The following is a 17,163-nucleotide window of genomic DNA, read 5'->3' on the forward strand; positions in this document are numbered from 1 at the left end:
TTGTTTACGAATAAAATTTAGATGACTGAACCTGTTATAAAAATTGTCGAAGGCCCGTCCCCAACCCAGAAGGGGGTCAGCGAGGCTATAACTGTTGGCCTCGCAGGGGTTCTTTCAGCGGGAAGTCTCGCTGCAGACATTATGCCATTTGATCGCGAACAGTTGTTTGGCGTAATGCATTTTCGCCTCCAGGAAGCGCTACAAGCGCAACGCAGGGCGCGTTGGTTCGGTGGAAAAATTTACAATCGATTTTCAGGGCAAGATCCCAATTACGTTCTGTTTTCGGGAACTCATCTGAGTCAAACATTGGCGCTTGCCCGGATTCAGACGCCAGATTTTGTGGTCCCGCGCGGGAAATACTTACTGCGGCTAGACTATGTAAAAGAAGCCTACGAGAACTTGAAACAAGAAAGGAAAGGTGCGCCTGTCTAACGCACCGCCTCAATCGGCCCTTCCGCACTCCCGCTAATGAACTGCTCCACATAGGGATCTCCCGAGGCGTCCATCTGGCCGACGGGGCCGGTCCATTGGATCACGCCTCCGTGCAGCATGGCGACGTTGTCGGCAATCGCGCGGACCGAGCTCATGTCGTGGGTGATGGTCATCGCGGTGGCGCCCATTTCGGTCACGATCTCGCGGATCAGGTCGTTGATGACGCCGGACATGATGGGATCAAGGCCGGTGGTGGGCTCGTCGAAGAAAATGATCTCGGGCTCGGCGGCGATGGCGCGGGCCAGGCCCACGCGTTTTTGCATGCCGCCCGACAGTTCAGCCGGGAACCGGTCGGCCACATCCGCTTTCAGGCCCACGCGGCGCAGTTTCTCGATGGCGATCTCGCGCGCCTCGTCCACGGGGCGTTTGAGCGAACCGCGCAGCAGGCGGAAGGCGACGTTTTGCCAGACGGGCAGCGAGTCAAACAGCGCTCCGCCCTGAAACAGCATTCCAAACCGGGCCAAAAAGGCATCGCGGTCGCCTTTGGTGGCATCTTTGCCGTCCACATAGATCGTGCCGCTGTCAGGTTTGATCAGGCCAAGAACGCATTTCAGCGCCACAGATTTGCCGGTGCCCGACCCGCCGATGATGACCATCGAGGTGCCCTTGGGGATCTCGATATTGACGCCTTTGAGGACCTGATTGGACCCAAAGGCTTTATGTACATTCTCCATCCGGATCATATCGAGAAGAACACCCCTGTGAGAACGAAGTTTGCAGCCAGAATCATGATTGCGGCAGCCTCGACCGAAGATTTGGTCGCAGCGCCTACGCCCTGCGCGCCCCGGCCCGAATTCATGCCGTAGTAACAGCCCATGGTCGCCGTGATCAGGCCAAAGGCCGCGCCCTTGGTAAGCGAAGAGACGATGTCATGAAATTCGAGGAAATTCATGGTGTTTTGCAGGTAGGCCGCTGCGTTGAAGCCCAGGCTTTGGGTCGCCACGATATATCCGCCCGCAATGCCGATCACATCGCCAACCGCAACCAGAATCGGCACTGTGATGACGGCGGCCAGCACCCGCGGCGCGGTGAGGTATTTCATCGGATGGGTGGACAAAGTTACCAGCGCGTCGATCTGCTCGGTCACTTTCATGGTCGCAATTTCCGCAGCGATGGACGATGTGACCCGCGCTGCAATCATCAGACCACCCAGAACAGGCCCAAGCTCGCGCACCATGCCAATCGCTACGATTTGTGGCACCACAGCTTCGGCATTGAAACGCGCACCACCCGCATAGATCTGAAGCGCCAATGCACCGCCGGTAAATATCGCCGTCAGGCCAACCACCGGCAGGGACATCCAACCGATATTCATCAGAGCGACCGCAAATTCGCGCGGATAATAGGGGGGGCGGAAAATATGTGAAATCGCGTCTACAAAGAACAGAGCGACCTTGCCGAAATTTGCAAGCAAAGACAGGGCTGTACGTCCCAACCCGCCCAGCATTGAAAGAGGGTTCATTCGATATAGCCCCGAGAGTAGCGCGCGCCTAGAGATGTCAGAATTTCATACCCGATGGTGCCGGCGGCCTCGGCCAGATCATCTACTGTCTGGTGACCGTTGAGAATACGCAGGCGTTCCGGATCCTCGGGCAGATCCGTTACGTCGATGGTGATCAGATCCATTGAGATCCGGCCAACGACAGGGCAGGGCCTGTCCGCCACAAAGGCATCAATGCCGCCTCCGATAGCGCGGTGAAGCCCGTCTGCATACCCGGCCGCAACCGTGGCGATACGGGATTTGCGCCGCGCGACCCAGCTATTGCCGTATCCCACGCTTTCGCCGGGCTCGACCTCGCGCACCTGAATGACCGGAAGGTCGACGGTGACGACGGGTTTCGCATCGGCAAAGGGTTGTCCGCCATACATCCCGATACCGGGACGGCAAAGGTCGAAGTGATAATCGCTGCCCAGAAGGATACCGCCGGTGGCCGCAAGCGATCTGGGGGCCGCACTTCCATCAGTCAATTCGTGGAACACCCGCAGTTGGTGGCGATTCATCGGGTTGTCAGGTTCATCCGCACAGGCGAGATGCGACATCACCAGCGACGGATTAAGCGGCTCGATCTCTGTGCGCAACGCGGCCCAGTCCGCAGGCTCAATCCCCAAGCGATTCATGCCGGTATCCAACTGGATTCCAAAGGCGTGTTCAGGCAAGGCCTGACGATGGCGGCGGAACTGTTCGGGCGAATTCAGCAATGGCGTCAAATTGTGTTGGAGCAGTTGGTCGCTGTCGCCTTCCATATGCCCGGAAAAAACACTTATCGTTGCGTCGGGTCCGACAGCCTCGCGCACGGCGGCACCTTCTTCGGCAGCCGCGACAAAGAAATTTCTGACACCTTCTTCAGCAAGTGCGGCAGAGACAGGACCAGCGCCCAGGCCATAGGCGTCGGCCTTGACCACGGCACCCGTTTCACAGGACGTCTTTGCATCAAGCGCCTGCCAGTTGCTGGCCAGTGTATAAAGATTGATCGTTAAGCGTGCAGTACTCATGCGTCTGTTCATGACATTGGATCGCGTCAGGTCAAGGGGGGTCGCAGCGATAATTGACCTGTACGTTGCGCATAACGGCACCTTGAGGCCGGGAAGCGGGTTGAAACAGCGTAAATCTGCGTATTGAACATCTGAGGGCGCCAAATCACTATTGTGCGCACATCGTGGTCAACCATGATCGGGTCAAGGTGATCGTTCACTAATACCCAAGGGGGCCTGTTGGGATGAAAACATGATTGAACTCTCGTTTGGGTACAAAAACCAGAGCAGTAGGTTGCCTGATTTCTTTTATGATGTGTTCTCTGCTTCAGAGGGGGCCGAGGAAGGACGGGCCATTCAATCTTTGATCAGGGAATTGCTGAAAACCGAGCCCGATCAGGATCTGCAGGGATGTGTTGCGACTGATGGGGGCGATCTTCTTGGATGTATCATGTTCTCGCGCCTGACCTTTGATCAGGATCCGCGACGGGTGTTTCTGATGTCGCCCGTGGCCGTGCGGACGGATCGGCAACAGGGTGGGATCGGGCAGAAGCTGATCACCTTTGGTCTGGACCAACTGCGGGCCCAAGGCGTCGATTTTGCAATAACCTACGGAGATCCGTCATATTACGGCAAAACCGGTTTCCTGCCCATTTCTGAGGCATTCGCGCAGCCGCCAATGCCGCTTAGCCAGCCGATCGGATGGCTAGGGCAATCTCTGTCTGGTTCACAGGCTGATCCGATAGTGGGGCCGTCACGCTGTGTCAGCGCGTTTGACCGACCCGACCTTTGGTGACGGTCAGTAGCCTTCGATCTGACCGTCCTGCTGCCAGGGTTTGACGAGGTTCCCGAAGCGGGTGAACTGTGCTTCGAAGGACAGCTCGACCGTACCGATGGGGCCGTGGCGCTGTTTGCCAACGATAACTTCGGCCTTGGCGTGCAGGCGTTCCATGGCCTGCTTCCACTCTTCCATCTTCTCCAACTCATGATCGCCGGGCTTTTCCCGTTCTTTGTAGTATTCCTCGCGGAACACGAACATCACCACGTCGGCATCCTGTTCGATCGAGCCTGATTCCCGCAGGTCGGACAGTTGAGGGCGCTTGTCGTCTCGGTTTTCAACCTGCCGGGATAGCTGAGACAATGCGATGACCGGGATGTTCAGTTCCTTGGCAATGGCTTTCATACCCATCGAAATCTCAGCGATTTCGTTGACGCGGTTTTCGGCCATGCCGCGGCACAGCTGCAGATAGTCGATCACCAGCAGGTCCAATCCATGGGTCCGCTTCAACCGCCGTGCACGCGCGGCGAGCTGTGAAATCGGTAGTGCCGGGGTGTCGTCAATGAACAGCGGGCAGGCTTCCAGCTCCTTGGCTGCATCAACAAAGCGGCGAAACTCACCCTCGGTCATGTCACCCTGGCGGATCTTGTGGCTCGAGATTTCCGAGGCTTCGGCCAGAACCCGACCCGCCAACTGCTCGGCGCTCATTTCCAATGAGAAGAACCCGACAACGCCGCCGTCAATCGCGCCTTCGGTGCCGTCGGGTTTCAGCCCGCGCTTGTACGCTTTGGCCACGTTGAACGCCACGTTTGTCGCCAATGAGGTTTTCCCCATCGACGGACGCCCGGCCAGAATGATCAGGTCGGACGGGTGCAAGCCACCCAACTGCTTGTCCAAATCGGTCAGACCGGTGGAAATCCCGGCCATTCCACCACCGCGCTGATAGGCCTCGTTGGTGACGTTGACAGCCTCGGTGACCGCCTTGAGGAAGGATTGAAACCCCTGTTCGGTCTGGCCTTGTTCAGACAGCTGATACAACTGCTGTTCAGCCTCAACGATCTGTTCCTTGGGCTCGCTCGCCACATCGACCCGCGCCGCCTTGTCCGAGATATCGCGGCCAAGTCGGATCAACTCGCGCCGGATGGCAAGATCATAGATCATCTGGGCATAGTCATGCACCGCAAAGGCGCTGATCGAGGCCCCGGCCAGCTTGACCAGATAGGCCGGACCGCCCAGTTCCTTCAGGCCTTCATCCTCGGCCATGAAAGATTTCAGCGTGACGGGCGAAGCCAGCGCGTTCTTGGCGATACGGGTCGCGGCGACCTCGTAAATACGCGCATGGACCGGATCATAGAAATGCTCGGCACCGATGATCGAGGCGACCCGGTCATACAGATCATTATTGGTCAGGATCGCACCCAGAAGCTGTTGTTCAGCCTCAATAGAATGCGGCATGGTATCGGCGTTTTGGATCTGTGCCGCTGCCTGCTCGATGCTGCTTATCTCGTTCATTTTGTCCCCGCTGCCCGTCCCGAGGTTCTATACGCGAAACGCCATTGCAAGCTATCTGGAAATACCTGTGGCTAACTGGGGGTAAGGCCTAGGGATAACTTTCCAGACAGATTGGACGCTGTGGTGTGCTTGGCCTATTATGTAGGAAAGCGGGGAAAAGTCACCAGATATCGTATATGCTCAGCCGATTCTTTGGCGCTTATCCCCAATCCATCCACAACAGGTTTAGGAAGTTTTATTGGCCTCTTGCCAGCCGCGCGGGTCGTTCAGGAAGGCTTCGACACCGTCAAGTGTTTCCGTATCAAAGGCTTTCTGTGCTTTGGCCTCGGCCAAAACATCCCACCAGGTGCACAGCGAATGCAGTTTCACCCCATGATCGCCCAGAGTTTTCTCGGTTTCCGGAAAGATGCCATAATAGAAGATCACCGCCGTATGCCCGCAGGTCGCGCCGGTTTCGCGGATCGCATCAACGAAGGACAGTTTGGATCCGCCATCGGTGGTCAGATCCTCAACCAGCAACACACGCTCGCCCTCGTTCATCGCGCCTTCGATCCGGGCGTTGCGGCCATAGCCTTTGGGCTTTTTACGCACATATGTCATCGGCAGGGCCATGCGTTCAGCGACCATCGCGGCAAAGGGAATGCCCGCAGTTTCGCCGCCAGCGATATTGTCGAACGCTTCAAAGCCCGCATCCCGCATCACTGTAACGGTCAGGAAATCCATCAGAGTAGACCGGATGCGCGGGTACGAGATCAGCTTTCGGCAGTCGATATAGGTCGGGCTGGGCAGTCCGCTGGCCAATGTGAATGGCTCGCGCGAATTGAAGTGAACGGCCTTGATCTCCAGTAGCATCCGCGCGGTCAGACGGGCGATTTCGGTGCTGTCGGGAAAGGAACTGGGGATCATGGCGGGACCTCTGAGCTGAAAAACCTTCGGGGCTGATAGCCTGCTGCTGCCGTCAGAGTCGAGAGGGCAGGCAAAAGAAAAGCGGGCCCGAATGGGGCCCGCTGTAAGCTTTCACAATGGTTTGGTGGTTAGCTTGACATGTCGTAGGCACGTTCGCCATGCACCGACAAGTCAAGGCCATTGGTCTCGGTCTCGGCATCCACACGCAGCGGCGTGACGGCTGAGACCAGCTTGATCAGCACAAAGGTCACCACAGCGGTAAAGACGCCCACGATTGCCAGCCCGCCAAGCTGCGCGGTCCAGGTACCCAGACCGAACAAGGCGATCATGATCGTGCCAAAGATGCCGCCAACGCCATGCACCGCAAACACGTCCAGCGTATCGTCGATTTTCAAAATGTTGCGCATGACATAGACCGCTTCCTGACACAGGATGCCTGCGACGCCGCCGATGATCAGCGCCTGAACCGGGCCGACGAAACCCGATGCTGGGGTAATCGAAGCGAGACCGGCGATGGTTCCGGTCACAAGACCCACCATCGAGGCTTTGCCAAAGCGAATTTTCTCCCACAATGCCCAGGTCAGGGATGCAGTGGCCGCCGAAAGATGCGTCACGGTCATCGCCATCGCCGCACCACCATCTGCCGCCAGTTGCGAGCCGCCGTTGAAGCCGAACCAGCCGACCCACAGCATTGCGGCGCCGATCATGACATAGCCCGGATTATGCGGAGGCGTCGTGCGATTGCGGCGCGGGCCGAGTACAACGGCAATGATCAATGCGGCCAGACCTGCCGTTTCATGCACCACGATGCCACCGGCGAAATCTCGCACACCAATCTCGCCAAAAATGCCGCCATCGCTCAGCATTCCGCCGCCCCATATCCAATGGACCACGGGCGCATAACACAGCAGCATCCACAGGGCAGAGAAGGTCAGAACAAAGCCAAAGCCAACCCGCTCGACATAGGCGCCGACGATCAGGGCGGGGGTGATAATGGCAAAGGTCATCTGGAAGGCAAAGAACAGAATTTCGGGCAGGGTGCCGGCCAGGCTGTCGGCATCAACACCATTCAGAAAGGCCTTGCCCAACCCACCCCAAATCCCGCTTTCACCGGGGCCGAAGGCGATGGAATATCCTGCGACCAGCCAGAGAATGCTCATCAAGCAGGCGATGCTAAAGCAGTGCATGAACACGCTTAGCACGTTGCGGGCGCGTACAAGGCCGCCATAGAAGAGGGCCAGGCCCGGAAGTGTCATGAACAGGACCAGTGCGGTTGCTACTATGATCCAGGCGGTATCGGCTCCATTCATCAGCCACTCTCCTTTTCAGAATGCGTGGCGGGGCTTGAAGCGGATTGCGAGTGGGGAAAAAAGAGGCAGAGCCCAAAAAAGCAGCCTATTTCAGGGGCCTTTTTTGAAGAGTTGATTAATTGGGCGTCAAATTGTCGAACATGCCCGATTATTGGGCAGTGCTGAAAAGTGCCTTTGACAGCAATGCCAGCGCGTGATCCCGCGCGGCTCGACGCACCCGATCGCGGCCCAATGCGCCGAATTCGACGGTTTCTGTCATGGGTGGTATGCCGTCACCGGCCACACCAAAACATACCCGGCCTTCGGGTTTAAACTCGGATCCGCCCGGGCCTGCAATGCCGGTAACCGACACTGCCAGTTGCGCCTGTGAATTCCGCAAGGCACCCTCGGCCATTTCGCGCGCGACCTGTTCAGAAACCGCGCCATAGGCATCCAATGATTCCTTGCGGACACCCAACATTTGCTGTTTGGCAGTATTTGTGTAGGTCACAAAACCGCGCTCAACGACCGCAGAGCTGCCGGGGATGTCGGTCAGAGCCGCAGCGACCATCCCGCCAGTGCAGCTTTCGGCGGTGGTGATCATCACCCCTTTCGCTTTGGCGCTTTCTAGCAGGTCGGAAACGGTCACAACCCCAGAACTCCGTGGCTGAACCCGGCGGCCAACATGATGCCTATGGCCGCGAATACCCCGGCAATCACATCGTCCAGCATAACGCCCATGGGATCGCCGCGCCGGTCAGCCCAACCCACGGGGCCGGGTTTCAGGATGTCGAACAGGCGGAACAGTACAAACCCAGTTACCCAACCTGGCCACAGCGCTGTAATGTCGATCCCGTGCGCCCAACTGGGATAGGATATCGCCCAAAGTGCGAGGAACTGACCTGCGACCTCGTCAATCACAATCTCGGAAGGGTCGTGGTCTTCTTGCCCGGCGGTCATCACCCGCGTGGCCCACAGACCGCCGAAAAACACCGCGACTGTCGCGACCGCCAGTAAGGGGAAGCCGCCCAGAGTATGCAGAACCCATACCAAGGGCAGGGCTACCAAAGACCCCCAGGTGCCGGGGGCGGGTCGCAGATATCCGACGCCACAAACAGTGCCAATCAGTTGTGCAACGGTCATGATTTCACCAAACAAGCTGTTGCAATAGAAGCAATTCCTTCAGCACGCCCGGTAAAGCCCAAACGCTCGGAGGTTGTGGCCTTGACCGAAATCTGATCCTGGCGCAATTCCATGATCTTCGCCATCTCTGCCCGCATGGCCGCGGCGTGAGGCCCGACCTTGGGGTATTCGCAGACCAGCGTGCAGTCGACATTCGAGATACGATATCCCATCTGCCCGGCCAACTCGACCGCATGGCGCAGGAAAATTTCGCTTGCCGCGCCTTTCCATTGGGGATCTGAGGGCGGAAAGTGCTGTCCGATATCCCCTTGTGCCAATGCTCCGTAAATCGCATCGGTGACTGCGTGCATACCGACATCCGCATCAGAATGCCCCTGAAGCGATCGGTTATGCGGAACTTTGATACCGCACAGGAATACGTGATCCCCGTCACCAAAACGATGCACGTCGTAGCCGTTCCCCAGCCTTACATCCATATCCGTTCCCAATATGCGTTCCGCCCTGGCAAAATCCTCGGGTCGGGTGATTTTCAGGTTGTCCGTATCGCCCGGCACGATGCAGACGTCCAGCCCGGCGGCGCGCGCGACTTCCACGTCATCCGCTGAACCTCCGGGATGCGCGGTGTGGGCAGCGACGATTGCGTCATAGTGAAAGCCCTGCGGGGTTTGCGCTGCATGCAACCCGGATCGATCCTGCGTGCCAGTGACCATAGTGTCGCTTGCTGTCCACAAGGCGTCCGTCACCGCAAGGCCAGGTGCGGCACCGGGGAAATTGTCCAGAGCGGCCAGAACGGCATCAATGATCTCGGTGCTGACACAAGGACGTGCGACATCGTGGATCAAGACGCGGGTCACATTCATGCCGTTCAACGCCGACAACCCGCTGCGCACCGATCCTGCTCTGTCTGACTCGCCTTCCGCGAGGATCAGATCGGCGCTTTCAAATTCTTCCCAGGCGGGGGCATCCTCCTTCGACAGCACAAGGACGATGTGATCGACTTGCCCGCGGAATCGGTCGATGGTCCAGTCGGCCACCCGACGACCTGCCAGATGGCGCCACTGTTTTGGCGTGCCGCCTCCGGCGCGTTGACCGCGTCCTGCGGCGACAATGATAGCTGCGGTCGTCATGTGTCGTGCTCTCCGACGAGTTAAGGGCAATGTTTAGGGTGCGGTGAAAGCAGAGGCAATCACTCGGTTTCATCTGCTTAAAAAATAGGCAAACGATGATTTTGCATGCTTGTTCATGGCGGTTTTGTTGTTCATATGCACTCAATTCGATATCAAAGCTGCAACTGCTCAAGGATTAAGCACGTTGACTCTGCGACTTGCCGACAAAGATTTGAACCCGCCCGTACTACTGGCGCCCATGGCCGGAATCACTGATCGTCCGTTTCGCGATCTGGTGATGCGCTTTGGGGCCGGGATGGTCGTCAGTGAGATGGTGGCCAGCCAGGAAATGGTGCAGGCCAAACCCGGTGTGCGCGAACGGGCCGAGCTGTCTGCGGATGTGGAAAACACTGCTGTCCAGCTTGCCGGACGCGAGGCGTATTGGATGGCCGAGGCGGCCCGCCAGGTCGCTGATCGGGGTGCGCGCGTGATTGATATCAATATGGGCTGCCCGGCCAAGAAGGTGACAAATGGATATTCGGGCTCGGCCCTACTGAAGACACCTGACCACGCGCTGACATTGATCGACGCCGTTGTCAGCGCCGTGGACGTGCCCGTGACGCTGAAAACCCGGTTGGGATGGGATGACAAATTGCTGAACGCGCCCGATGTGGCAAGGCGGGCGCAGGATGCTGGGATACGAATGGTCACGATCCATGGCCGCACACGTTGCCAGTTCTACAAAGGGCATGCCGATTGGAGCGCAATCCGGGCGGTCAAAGAAGCGGTCTCGATTCCGGTGATTGCGAATGGTGACATTGTTGATTCTGGCGCTGCACGCATAGCGCTGGATCAGTCCGCCGCCGATGGGGTCATGGTTGGGCGTGGGGCGCAGGGTAAACCGTGGCTACTGGCGCAGATGGGGCATGAGCTATACGGGGCAGAGGCGCCATTCATTCCCGCTGGTAGTGATCTGATCGACATGGTTCGTGCCCATTATCAGGCCATGCTGGGGTTTTATGGTTTGGATCTGGGCCTGCGCGTCGCTCGCAAGCATCTCGGCTGGTATATGGATGAGGCTGGAACACCGGCCCCGTTGCGCCGGGCGGTGCTGACTTCGCGCAACACGGACGAGGTGATGCACCTGTTGAGTGCTGCACTTGGCAGTGATGCAGAGGTGGCGGCATGACCTCGGATCACAGCATCTGGACCTCGCTACCGGTTCCTGCCTTTGTCATAGATGCAGGTGACCGGATCGCAGACATAAACTCCGCCGGTGAAGGGTTCCTGAACGCCTCGCGCAAATCCGTGATCGGGCATCCCGTCTGGGATCAGATTGCCGTGGACGCTCCATTAGAAGAAGCGTTTCTGAGAGCGCGTCAGCAAGGTACGCCACTATTTGTGAACGATGTGGATGTAGGGTCAGGCAACCGCGCGCCGTTGCAATGTGCGCTTCAGATCGCGCCGCTTGTCGGACACCCGGGGTCAATGATCATGATCATCACGCCGCGTGAACTTGCTGGGCGTATGACCCGTGGAAACACGGTGAAATCTGCTGCGCAATCGGCGATAGGCATGGCCGAGATGCTTGCGCATGAAATTAAGAACCCTCTGGCAGGAATTACTGGCGCGGCGCAGCTTCTCAGCATGAATATCTCGCAGCAAGACCTTGAATTAACAGATCTTATTGTCGAAGAGAGTCGCCGTATCGTAAAACTGTTGGAGCAGGTTGAACAATTCGGAAATCTCTCTGAGCCCGATTTCAAACCGGTCAACATACATGACGTGCTGGATCGGGCACGGCGGTCGGCCCTGTTGGGTTTCGGTGCCCATATGACGATCATCGAAGATTACGACCCGTCGTTGCCACTTGCTTATGGCGACCCGGATCAGTTTCTGCAGGTCATCTTGAATTTGTTAAAGAATGCCTCGGAAGCCGCTGATCCTAAAGGGGGAACCATTCGGTTAAGGACGTATTTTGAACATTCTTTCCGCCTGCGGCGCAGCGACGGGTCAGGTCATTCTCTGCCACTGCAAATCGAAGTGACCGATGACGGCCCCGGTCTGCCGGAGAAGATTCGGGGCGAGATATTCGACCCGTTTGTGTCGGGCAAGGAAAACGGCACCGGCCTGGGGCTGGCGCTGGTCAGCAAGATCATTTCGGACCACGACGGCTGGATTTCGGCTGAGTCGGTTCCGGGACGAACGGAATTTCGCATCTCTCTGAGGCGCGCGCCGCGTGACGCGAAATAGTCAATAAATCGCCGGAAAGAGCAAGAATAAGGAAAGCACCTGATGGATGGAACAGTACTGGTTGCAGATGACGACCGCACAATTCGGACCGTTCTGACACAGGCCCTGACACGCGCTGGGTGTAAGGTGCATGCAACCTCGTCGTTGACCACTTTGATGCGTTGGGTGGCCGAGGGCAAAGGCGACGTGGTCATATCCGATGTAGTTATGCCGGATGGCAATGGGCTCGAGATGTTGCCAAAAATCGCACAGGACCGACCGGGATTACCGGTCATCGTGATTTCGGCGCAAAACACGATCATGACGGCCATCCAGGCAGCCGAGGCGGAAGCTTATGACTATCTGCCGAAACCCTTCGACCTGCCGGATTTGATGAAGCGTACCGCGCGCGCGCTGGAACAGAAACAGCGCACGCCGTCAGATGCCGGTAACACGTCCCAAGAGCGTCCGGAAGATCTGCCTCTGGTGGGGCGGACACCAGTGATGCAGGCGCTGTATCGCTTGGTGGCGCGGGTGATGAATACCGATCTGTCGGTCATGATTTCGGGCGAGAGTGGAACGGGCAAGTCGTTGATCGCCAAAGCGATACATGATTTTTCCGATCGCAGGACGCTGCCATTTGTAACGGCCACTGCCGCCGACCTGCGGGATCTTGAAGGCCCGGCGCGCGTCATGGCACGGGTGCGGGGCGGTACGCTGCTTATCGACGAGATCGCGGATATTGATGACGAATTGCAGGCGCGTCTCGTTCGGATGATGGACACTCCAGGCGATCATGTTCCTCGGTTCATGGCTACGAGCCAATCGGACCTGACCGAAGCCATGGAGAACGGGCGCGTCCGGCAAGACCTGTATTATCGCCTTTGCGGTGCGACAGTGCATGTTCCGGCCCTTCGCGAAAGGGTCGATGATATCACCTTGCTTGCGGATCATTTCCTGGCGCGTGAAGAACGCGAACATGGCGCGAAACGCTGGTTCAGTCCGGATGCGGTCGAGCTGGTACGGCGCTATTCCTGGCCCGGAAATGTACGGCAGCTTGAAAATGCGGTCCGTCGTTTGAGCTTGACCAGCCGCGCCGATGAAATCTCCAAAACCGAGGTCGAGTCGGTGCTGGGCAGCCAACCCGAAGCCGAGCCGGTGCTGGGCAATGGAGAACGCGAAAAGCTCTCGGCTTCGGTCGAACGCCACCTGCGCCGCTATTTCGATCTACATGGAAATATGTTGCCACCTCCGGGTCTGTATCAGCGTATTTTGCGTGAGGTTGAGGCGCCTTTGATTGAACTGGCCCTGGATGCGACCGGGGGAAATCAGGCAAAATGTGCTGATCTTCTAGGGATTAACCGGAATACGCTGCGCAAAAAGATAACAGAGCTCGATATTCAGGTGACACGGCGGCGCAAACTGATGTAATATCGCCACACAAAGCGTGGCATCCGGGTTTCGACCGGGCAACGACCACGACATATGGCGGTAAGTCGCGCAAGCGGCACATCAGGATGAGGGCAGACGGTGGCAACCCGAGCACAGAGCGGGCTGATTTTATCAGTCAATCGGTGGCGAAAATCCCGAAGGCTGCGCAATTTTGGAACTTTGGGTCTGGTTTTGCTGGGCCCGGTGCTGGCTTTGACCACTTATCTGGTCATTGGTCCATTCGATCTGGGGGCAACCGCGCCCTCATTGCGCCTGATCCTGCTTGCGGATCTGGTCTATGTTCTCGTGGTTGCGGCGCTGGTTCTGGGTCAGGTAGGCAACCTGATTGCAGCGCGCCGGGCCAAATCCGCGGGGTCCCGTTTGCACCTGCGACTGATCGGAGCTTTCACGCTGTTGGCTCTGGTGCCGACTGTCACGGTTGCAATCTTTGCCGGTCTGACGGTGAATATTGGTCTTGAGGGCTGGTTTTCCGACCGCGTAAGGCAGGTTGTCGGATCCTCGCTTACTGCTGCGGAAGCTTATGAACAGGAACACCGAGAGGGCCTGACGCAAGACGCCGTCGTATTGGCGCTTTTTCTGGACAATGCCCGGACGCGCGATTTCTATATTTCCGATGCTGAACTGCGAGAGGTTCTGGCGCAAGGGCAGGCGCAAATCCAGCGCGGTCTGCGTGAGGCCTATGTCATTGATGGAAATGGCGAAATCCGATCCCGGGGGGATCGCTCTTATCTTTTCAACTTCGAAAAGCCGACCTCCGAACAGATGGCCCAGGCGACTGAGAATGAATTGCTGATCATTGCCGATTGGCAAAACAGTGAATTTCGGGCGCTTGTGCCTTTGAAGGCTTATCTTGATCGGTATCTCTATGTCAGCCGGGAAGTGGACGGGCAGTTGCTGACGCTGCTGGACGATACCAAGGAAACAGTCCAGTTCTATCAACAGCTTGAAAGTGAACGCGGACGGGTATTGTTTGAATTCGGCCTGCTTTATCTGGGTTTTGCCGTGATCCTGATCCTGGCTGCAGTGTCGCTGGGAATGTGGTTCGCCGAGCGTCTCTCGCGCCCGGTTGGACGCCTGACCACCGCTGCGCAGCGTGTCGGGGCAGGCGATCTGGGCGTTCAGGTTATCGAAGAAGCCACCGATGACGAAATTGCGATGCTGGGCCGTTATTTCAATCAGATGACCCGACAGTTGAAAGGGCAGCGCGATACCCTTTTGGAGAACACACGGCAGATCGAACGCCGGCGTCGGCTGTTCGATTCGGTTTTGACCTCGGTCACATCTGGTGTTGTTGGTGTCGACCCCGATGGTTGCGTGACGTTTGTGAATCGATCCGCCGAACGCCTGTTGGATTGGTCCCGTGGAGAGGAACATCTTGCCATTGGAATTGCGGTGCCCGAATTCATGCCTTTGTTCGAAAGTCTCAAGGACAGCGGGCAAGAGGCTGTGCAGGGTGAAATCAAAGTCACGCGAAAAGGCCATTTGGAAAACCTTTTGGTCCGCATGGCGATCCGCCGCGGCGAAGATGGCGGGCTTGAAGGATATGTGGTTGCCTTTGACGACGTGACCGATCTGGTCAGTGCACAGCGAATGGCAGCCTGGGGTGATGTGGCGCGCCGCATCGCACATGAGATCAAGAACCCCTTGACCCCGATCCAACTGAGCGCCGAGCGGATCAAACGAAAGTTTTCGTCCAAACTGGATGAGGATGATTGCGATATCCTTGTATCCATGACTGATGTGATCGTTCGCCAGACGAATGACCTGCGGCGGATCGTGGATGAATTTTCAAAGTTTGCGCGCATGCCGGAACCGGATCGGCACGAAGAGAATCTGGTGGGGTTGGTGCGCGAGGCTGTTCTTTTGCAGCAAGCCGGTCAGCCGGATGTCGAAATCGAAGCGATGCTTCCAGATCAGCCGATTTCAGGTGATGTAGACGCAACAATGCTGAATCAGGCGCTTACCAACCTGATCAAGAATGCAGGCGAAGCGATTGAAACGCTGAAACAAAAAGGGGCGCCTGAGAACCTCAAGCCTCAGATCAAGGTTACTGTGATCGGTGACGATGCGGGCACAGTAATTACCATTGCCGACAACGGTATCGGCTTGCCGGAAGATCGTGCGCGGCTGTTTGAGCCTTACGTGACCACACGCGACGAGGGCACTGGGCTGGGGCTGCCGATCGTCAAAAAGATTATCGAAGAACATGGCGGGGTGCTGACACTTGAGGACGCCCCCGTATTTGACGGACAGGACCATTTTGGCGCAATGGCCGTGATCCGTTTGCCCGTGAGCAATATTTCCTCAAATTCAGCGCCGAAAAAGCAGGCAATTGATACAAACAAACTGAAAGCAGGCCAAAGATGAGCGACATTCTGATTGTAGATGACGAGCGTGATATTCGCGAGCTTGTGTCCGATATTCTCGAGGACGAAGGCTATTCCACCCGGCTGGCTGGCAACTCGGACGAGTGTATGGCAGCCATCAATTCCGAACCCCCGGGGCTTTTGATCCTGGATATCTGGCTGAAAGACAGCCGGATGGACGGGATTGATATTCTGAAGACTGTAAAGCGCGACAACCCAGACATTCCGGTGGTGATCATTTCGGGCCACGGGAATATCGAAATCGCTGTCGCTGCGATCAAGCAGGGGGCGTATGACTTTATCGAAAAGCCCTTTAACATCGACCAGCTGATGGTTGTGATCCGCCGCGCGATGGAAACCTCGCGCCTGCGCCGCGAAAACGCCTCGCTAAAGCGGAAAGAGGTCACAAGCTCGGATATGATCGGCAAATCGGCCTCGTTCCGGGCAATGCAGAGCCAACTGGACAAGGTTACCAAGTCCAACGGGCGTGTGATGCTGACAGGACCTGCCGGTTCAGGAAAGGAAATCGCCGCGCGCTATATCCATGCAGAATCGAACCGGGCAAATGCGCCCTTCGTAACCGTGAACTGTGCCGGGATCGAGCCGGAGCGCGTTGAAGAGGTTCTGTTCGGCCGTGAAACTACCGAACGCGGGGTTGAGGCAGGCCTGTTGGAAGAGGCCCATGGTGGCGTCGTCTACTTTGATGAAGTGGCAGATATGCCCATGGGAACCCAGTCAAAAATCCTGCGGGTTCTGGTTGATCAACAGTTTCAACGGGTTGGAGGTACCGACAAGGTTCGGGTCGACCTGCGGGTGATCTCTTCGACCAATCGTGACCTTGATGCAGAAATCGCCGCTGATCGTTTTCGGGAAGAACTTTACCATCGTCTGAATGTTGTGCCTATTTCGGTGCCTTCGCTAGAAGATCGGCGCGAGGATATTCCGGTTCTTGCCGAGTTTTTTATTGAAATGTGCAATGAATCCCAGGGCCTGCCGGTGCGCGAGATTTCAGACGAAGCTGTCGCGTTGCTGCAGACCATGACCTGGCCGGGCAATGTGCGTCAGCTTAAGAACCTGATCGAACGGGTGCTCATTCTGGGTGACGGTACGGGCCCGATCGAAGCGCGTGAGCTGCCAAACGAAGAAGAAAAAGCCGATGAATCAGGTCGCGTCGTTCTGTCCGGGGCATTGGCGACCTTGCCGTTGCGCGAAGCTCGCGAGGCGTTCGAGCGTGAATATCTGCTGACCCAGATCAACCGGTTCGGGGGCAATATCAGCCGCACTGCCAGCTTTGTCGGCATGGAACGCAGCGCGCTTCATCGTAAGCTTAAATCTCTGGGCGTTGTGACCTCGAACAAATCGGGGGCGCGAGTTGCACAACTGGACGAGGCTGAACCGGCGGAGTGATCCGCCGG

General features: G+C 57.3%; 16 protein-coding genes. 7 read left to right on the forward strand and 9 right to left on the reverse strand.

The genetic code is table 11. From position 1 onward, the window contains the following. Window positions 1-21 precede the first annotated feature (21 nt). Complete coding sequence (locus AC2FGB_RS01905) at window positions 22-432, forward strand: hypothetical protein (RefSeq protein ID WP_496693453.1); 411 nt, start codon at window positions 22-24, stop codon at window positions 430-432. On the opposite strand, the gene AC2FGB_RS01910 is transcribed toward AC2FGB_RS01905, so the two are convergent. Genes AC2FGB_RS01910 through alr form a run of 3 tightly spaced genes read right to left on the reverse strand, consistent with a single transcriptional unit; the run spans window position 429 to window position 2,985 of the window. Beyond that, window positions 429-1,175 carry an ABC transporter ATP-binding protein gene (locus AC2FGB_RS01910; RefSeq protein WP_496693454.1) on the reverse strand — a complete coding sequence of 249 codons (747 nt, stop codon included), beginning with the start codon at window positions 1,173-1,175 and terminating at the stop codon, window positions 429-431. The two genes, AC2FGB_RS01905 and AC2FGB_RS01910, sit on opposite strands and share 4 nt — an antisense overlap. Then, entirely contained in the window at window positions 1,172-1,954 is a 783-nt protein-coding gene (locus AC2FGB_RS01915) for an MlaE family ABC transporter permease (protein WP_142633494.1), read from the reverse strand. The genes AC2FGB_RS01910 and AC2FGB_RS01915 overlap by 4 nt, the downstream gene beginning before the upstream one ends. After that, window positions 1,951-2,985: an alanine racemase gene (gene alr / locus AC2FGB_RS01920; protein ID WP_282027372.1), complete on the reverse strand. Its 1,035-nt coding sequence runs from the start codon at window positions 2,983-2,985 to the stop codon at window positions 1,951-1,953. The genes AC2FGB_RS01915 and alr overlap by 4 nt, the downstream gene beginning before the upstream one ends. Before the next feature lie 232 nt (window positions 2,986-3,217). Between alr and AC2FGB_RS01925 the strand changes: the two genes are divergently transcribed. Continuing rightward, entirely contained in the window at window positions 3,218-3,760 is a 543-nt protein-coding gene (locus AC2FGB_RS01925; RefSeq protein WP_496693455.1) for a GNAT family N-acetyltransferase, read from the forward strand. Between the two features lie 3 nt (window positions 3,761-3,763). Here AC2FGB_RS01925 and AC2FGB_RS01930 read toward each other — a convergent pair whose 3' ends face one another. The 6 genes from AC2FGB_RS01930 to AC2FGB_RS01955 form a co-directional block, all read right to left on the reverse strand. Further along, window positions 3,764-5,254 carry a replicative DNA helicase gene (locus AC2FGB_RS01930; protein ID WP_142633499.1) on the reverse strand — a complete coding sequence of 497 codons (1,491 nt, stop codon included), beginning with the start codon at window positions 5,252-5,254 and terminating at the stop codon, window positions 3,764-3,766. Window positions 5,255-5,479: 225 nt separating this feature from the next. Further along, entirely contained in the window at window positions 5,480-6,160 is a 681-nt protein-coding gene (locus AC2FGB_RS01935) for an orotate phosphoribosyltransferase (protein WP_496693456.1), read from the reverse strand. A 128-nt stretch (window positions 6,161-6,288) separates the two neighbouring features. After that, the gene (locus AC2FGB_RS01940; protein ID WP_496693457.1) at window positions 6,289-7,470 is read right to left on the reverse strand and encodes an ammonium transporter; all 1,182 of its coding nucleotides are present in this window, start codon (window positions 7,468-7,470) and stop codon (window positions 6,289-6,291) included. A gap of 148 nt (window positions 7,471-7,618) precedes the next feature. Beyond that, complete coding sequence (locus AC2FGB_RS01945) at window positions 7,619-8,098, reverse strand: CinA family protein (protein WP_496688274.1); 480 nt, start codon at window positions 8,096-8,098, stop codon at window positions 7,619-7,621. Then, entirely contained in the window at window positions 8,095-8,592 is a 498-nt protein-coding gene (locus AC2FGB_RS01950) for a phosphatidylglycerophosphatase A family protein (RefSeq protein WP_142633508.1), read from the reverse strand. The genes AC2FGB_RS01945 and AC2FGB_RS01950 overlap by 4 nt, the downstream gene beginning before the upstream one ends. Then, the gene (locus AC2FGB_RS01955) at window positions 8,589-9,719 is read right to left on the reverse strand and encodes a bifunctional 2-C-methyl-D-erythritol 4-phosphate cytidylyltransferase/2-C-methyl-D-erythritol 2,4-cyclodiphosphate synthase (protein WP_281994541.1); all 1,131 of its coding nucleotides are present in this window, start codon (window positions 9,717-9,719) and stop codon (window positions 8,589-8,591) included. Before AC2FGB_RS01955 ends, AC2FGB_RS01950 begins: the two co-directional genes overlap by 4 nt. A 184-nt stretch (window positions 9,720-9,903) precedes the next feature. Between AC2FGB_RS01955 and dusB the strand changes: the two genes are divergently transcribed. The 5 genes from dusB to ntrX all read left to right on the forward strand — a co-directional run bounded on the left by dusB (window position 9,904) and on the right by ntrX (window position 17,155). Next, window positions 9,904-10,887 (forward strand): tRNA dihydrouridine synthase DusB, encoded by a 984-nt coding sequence (dusB, locus tag AC2FGB_RS01960; RefSeq protein ID WP_425596233.1) that lies wholly within the window; start codon window positions 9,904-9,906, stop codon window positions 10,885-10,887. Next, window positions 10,884-11,951, forward strand: coding sequence for a two-component system sensor histidine kinase NtrB (locus AC2FGB_RS01965; RefSeq protein ID WP_496675865.1), 1,068 nt, complete (start codon window positions 10,884-10,886; stop codon window positions 11,949-11,951). Before dusB ends, AC2FGB_RS01965 begins: the two co-directional genes overlap by 4 nt. Before the next feature lie 42 nt (window positions 11,952-11,993). Then, window positions 11,994-13,361 (forward strand): response regulator, encoded by a 1,368-nt coding sequence (locus tag AC2FGB_RS01970; protein WP_496693458.1) that lies wholly within the window; start codon window positions 11,994-11,996, stop codon window positions 13,359-13,361. A gap of 99 nt (window positions 13,362-13,460) precedes the next feature. Beyond that, a complete protein-coding gene (locus AC2FGB_RS01975) occupies window positions 13,461-15,749 on the forward strand; it encodes a sensor histidine kinase NtrY-like (RefSeq protein ID WP_496688272.1) in 2,289 nt (762 codons plus the stop codon). Beyond that, the gene (gene ntrX / locus AC2FGB_RS01980) at window positions 15,746-17,155 is read left to right on the forward strand and encodes a nitrogen assimilation response regulator NtrX (protein WP_142633520.1); all 1,410 of its coding nucleotides are present in this window, start codon (window positions 15,746-15,748) and stop codon (window positions 17,153-17,155) included. Before AC2FGB_RS01975 ends, ntrX begins: the two co-directional genes overlap by 4 nt. Window positions 17,156-17,163: the final 8 nt, after the last annotated feature.

It is taken from the genome of Ruegeria sp. CDSC021 (genome assembly GCF_059610845.1).

What these genes read in the sequence shown, in the direction of transcription:
- AC2FGB_RS01905 (WP_496693453.1), top strand. Translation starts at nt 22, where the DNA reads ATGACTGAACCTGTTATAAAAATTGTCGAAGGCCCGTCCCCAACCCAG.
- AC2FGB_RS01910 (WP_496693454.1), bottom strand. Translation starts at nt 1,175, where the DNA reads ATGATCCGGATGGAGAATGTACATAAAGCCTTTGGGTCCAATCAGGTC.
- AC2FGB_RS01915 (WP_142633494.1), bottom strand. Translation starts at nt 1,954, where the DNA reads ATGAACCCTCTTTCAATGCTGGGCGGGTTGGGACGTACAGCCCTGTCT.
- alr (WP_282027372.1), bottom strand. Translation starts at nt 2,985, where the DNA reads ATGAGTACTGCACGCTTAACGATCAATCTTTATACACTGGCCAGCAAC.
- AC2FGB_RS01925 (WP_496693455.1), top strand. Translation starts at nt 3,218, where the DNA reads ATGATTGAACTCTCGTTTGGGTACAAAAACCAGAGCAGTAGGTTGCCT.
- AC2FGB_RS01930 (WP_142633499.1), bottom strand. Translation starts at nt 5,254, where the DNA reads ATGAACGAGATAAGCAGCATCGAGCAGGCAGCGGCACAGATCCAAAAC.
- AC2FGB_RS01935 (WP_496693456.1), bottom strand. Translation starts at nt 6,160, where the DNA reads ATGATCCCCAGTTCCTTTCCCGACAGCACCGAAATCGCCCGTCTGACC.
- AC2FGB_RS01940 (WP_496693457.1), bottom strand. Translation starts at nt 7,470, where the DNA reads ATGAATGGAGCCGATACCGCCTGGATCATAGTAGCAACCGCACTGGTC.
- AC2FGB_RS01950 (WP_142633508.1), bottom strand. Translation starts at nt 8,592, where the DNA reads ATGACCGTTGCACAACTGATTGGCACTGTTTGTGGCGTCGGATATCTG.
- AC2FGB_RS01955 (WP_281994541.1), bottom strand. Translation starts at nt 9,719, where the DNA reads ATGACGACCGCAGCTATCATTGTCGCCGCAGGACGCGGTCAACGCGCC.
- AC2FGB_RS01965 (WP_496675865.1), top strand. Translation starts at nt 10,884, where the DNA reads ATGACCTCGGATCACAGCATCTGGACCTCGCTACCGGTTCCTGCCTTT.
- AC2FGB_RS01970 (WP_496693458.1), top strand. Translation starts at nt 11,994, where the DNA reads ATGGATGGAACAGTACTGGTTGCAGATGACGACCGCACAATTCGGACC.
- ntrX (WP_142633520.1), top strand. Translation starts at nt 15,746, where the DNA reads ATGAGCGACATTCTGATTGTAGATGACGAGCGTGATATTCGCGAGCTT.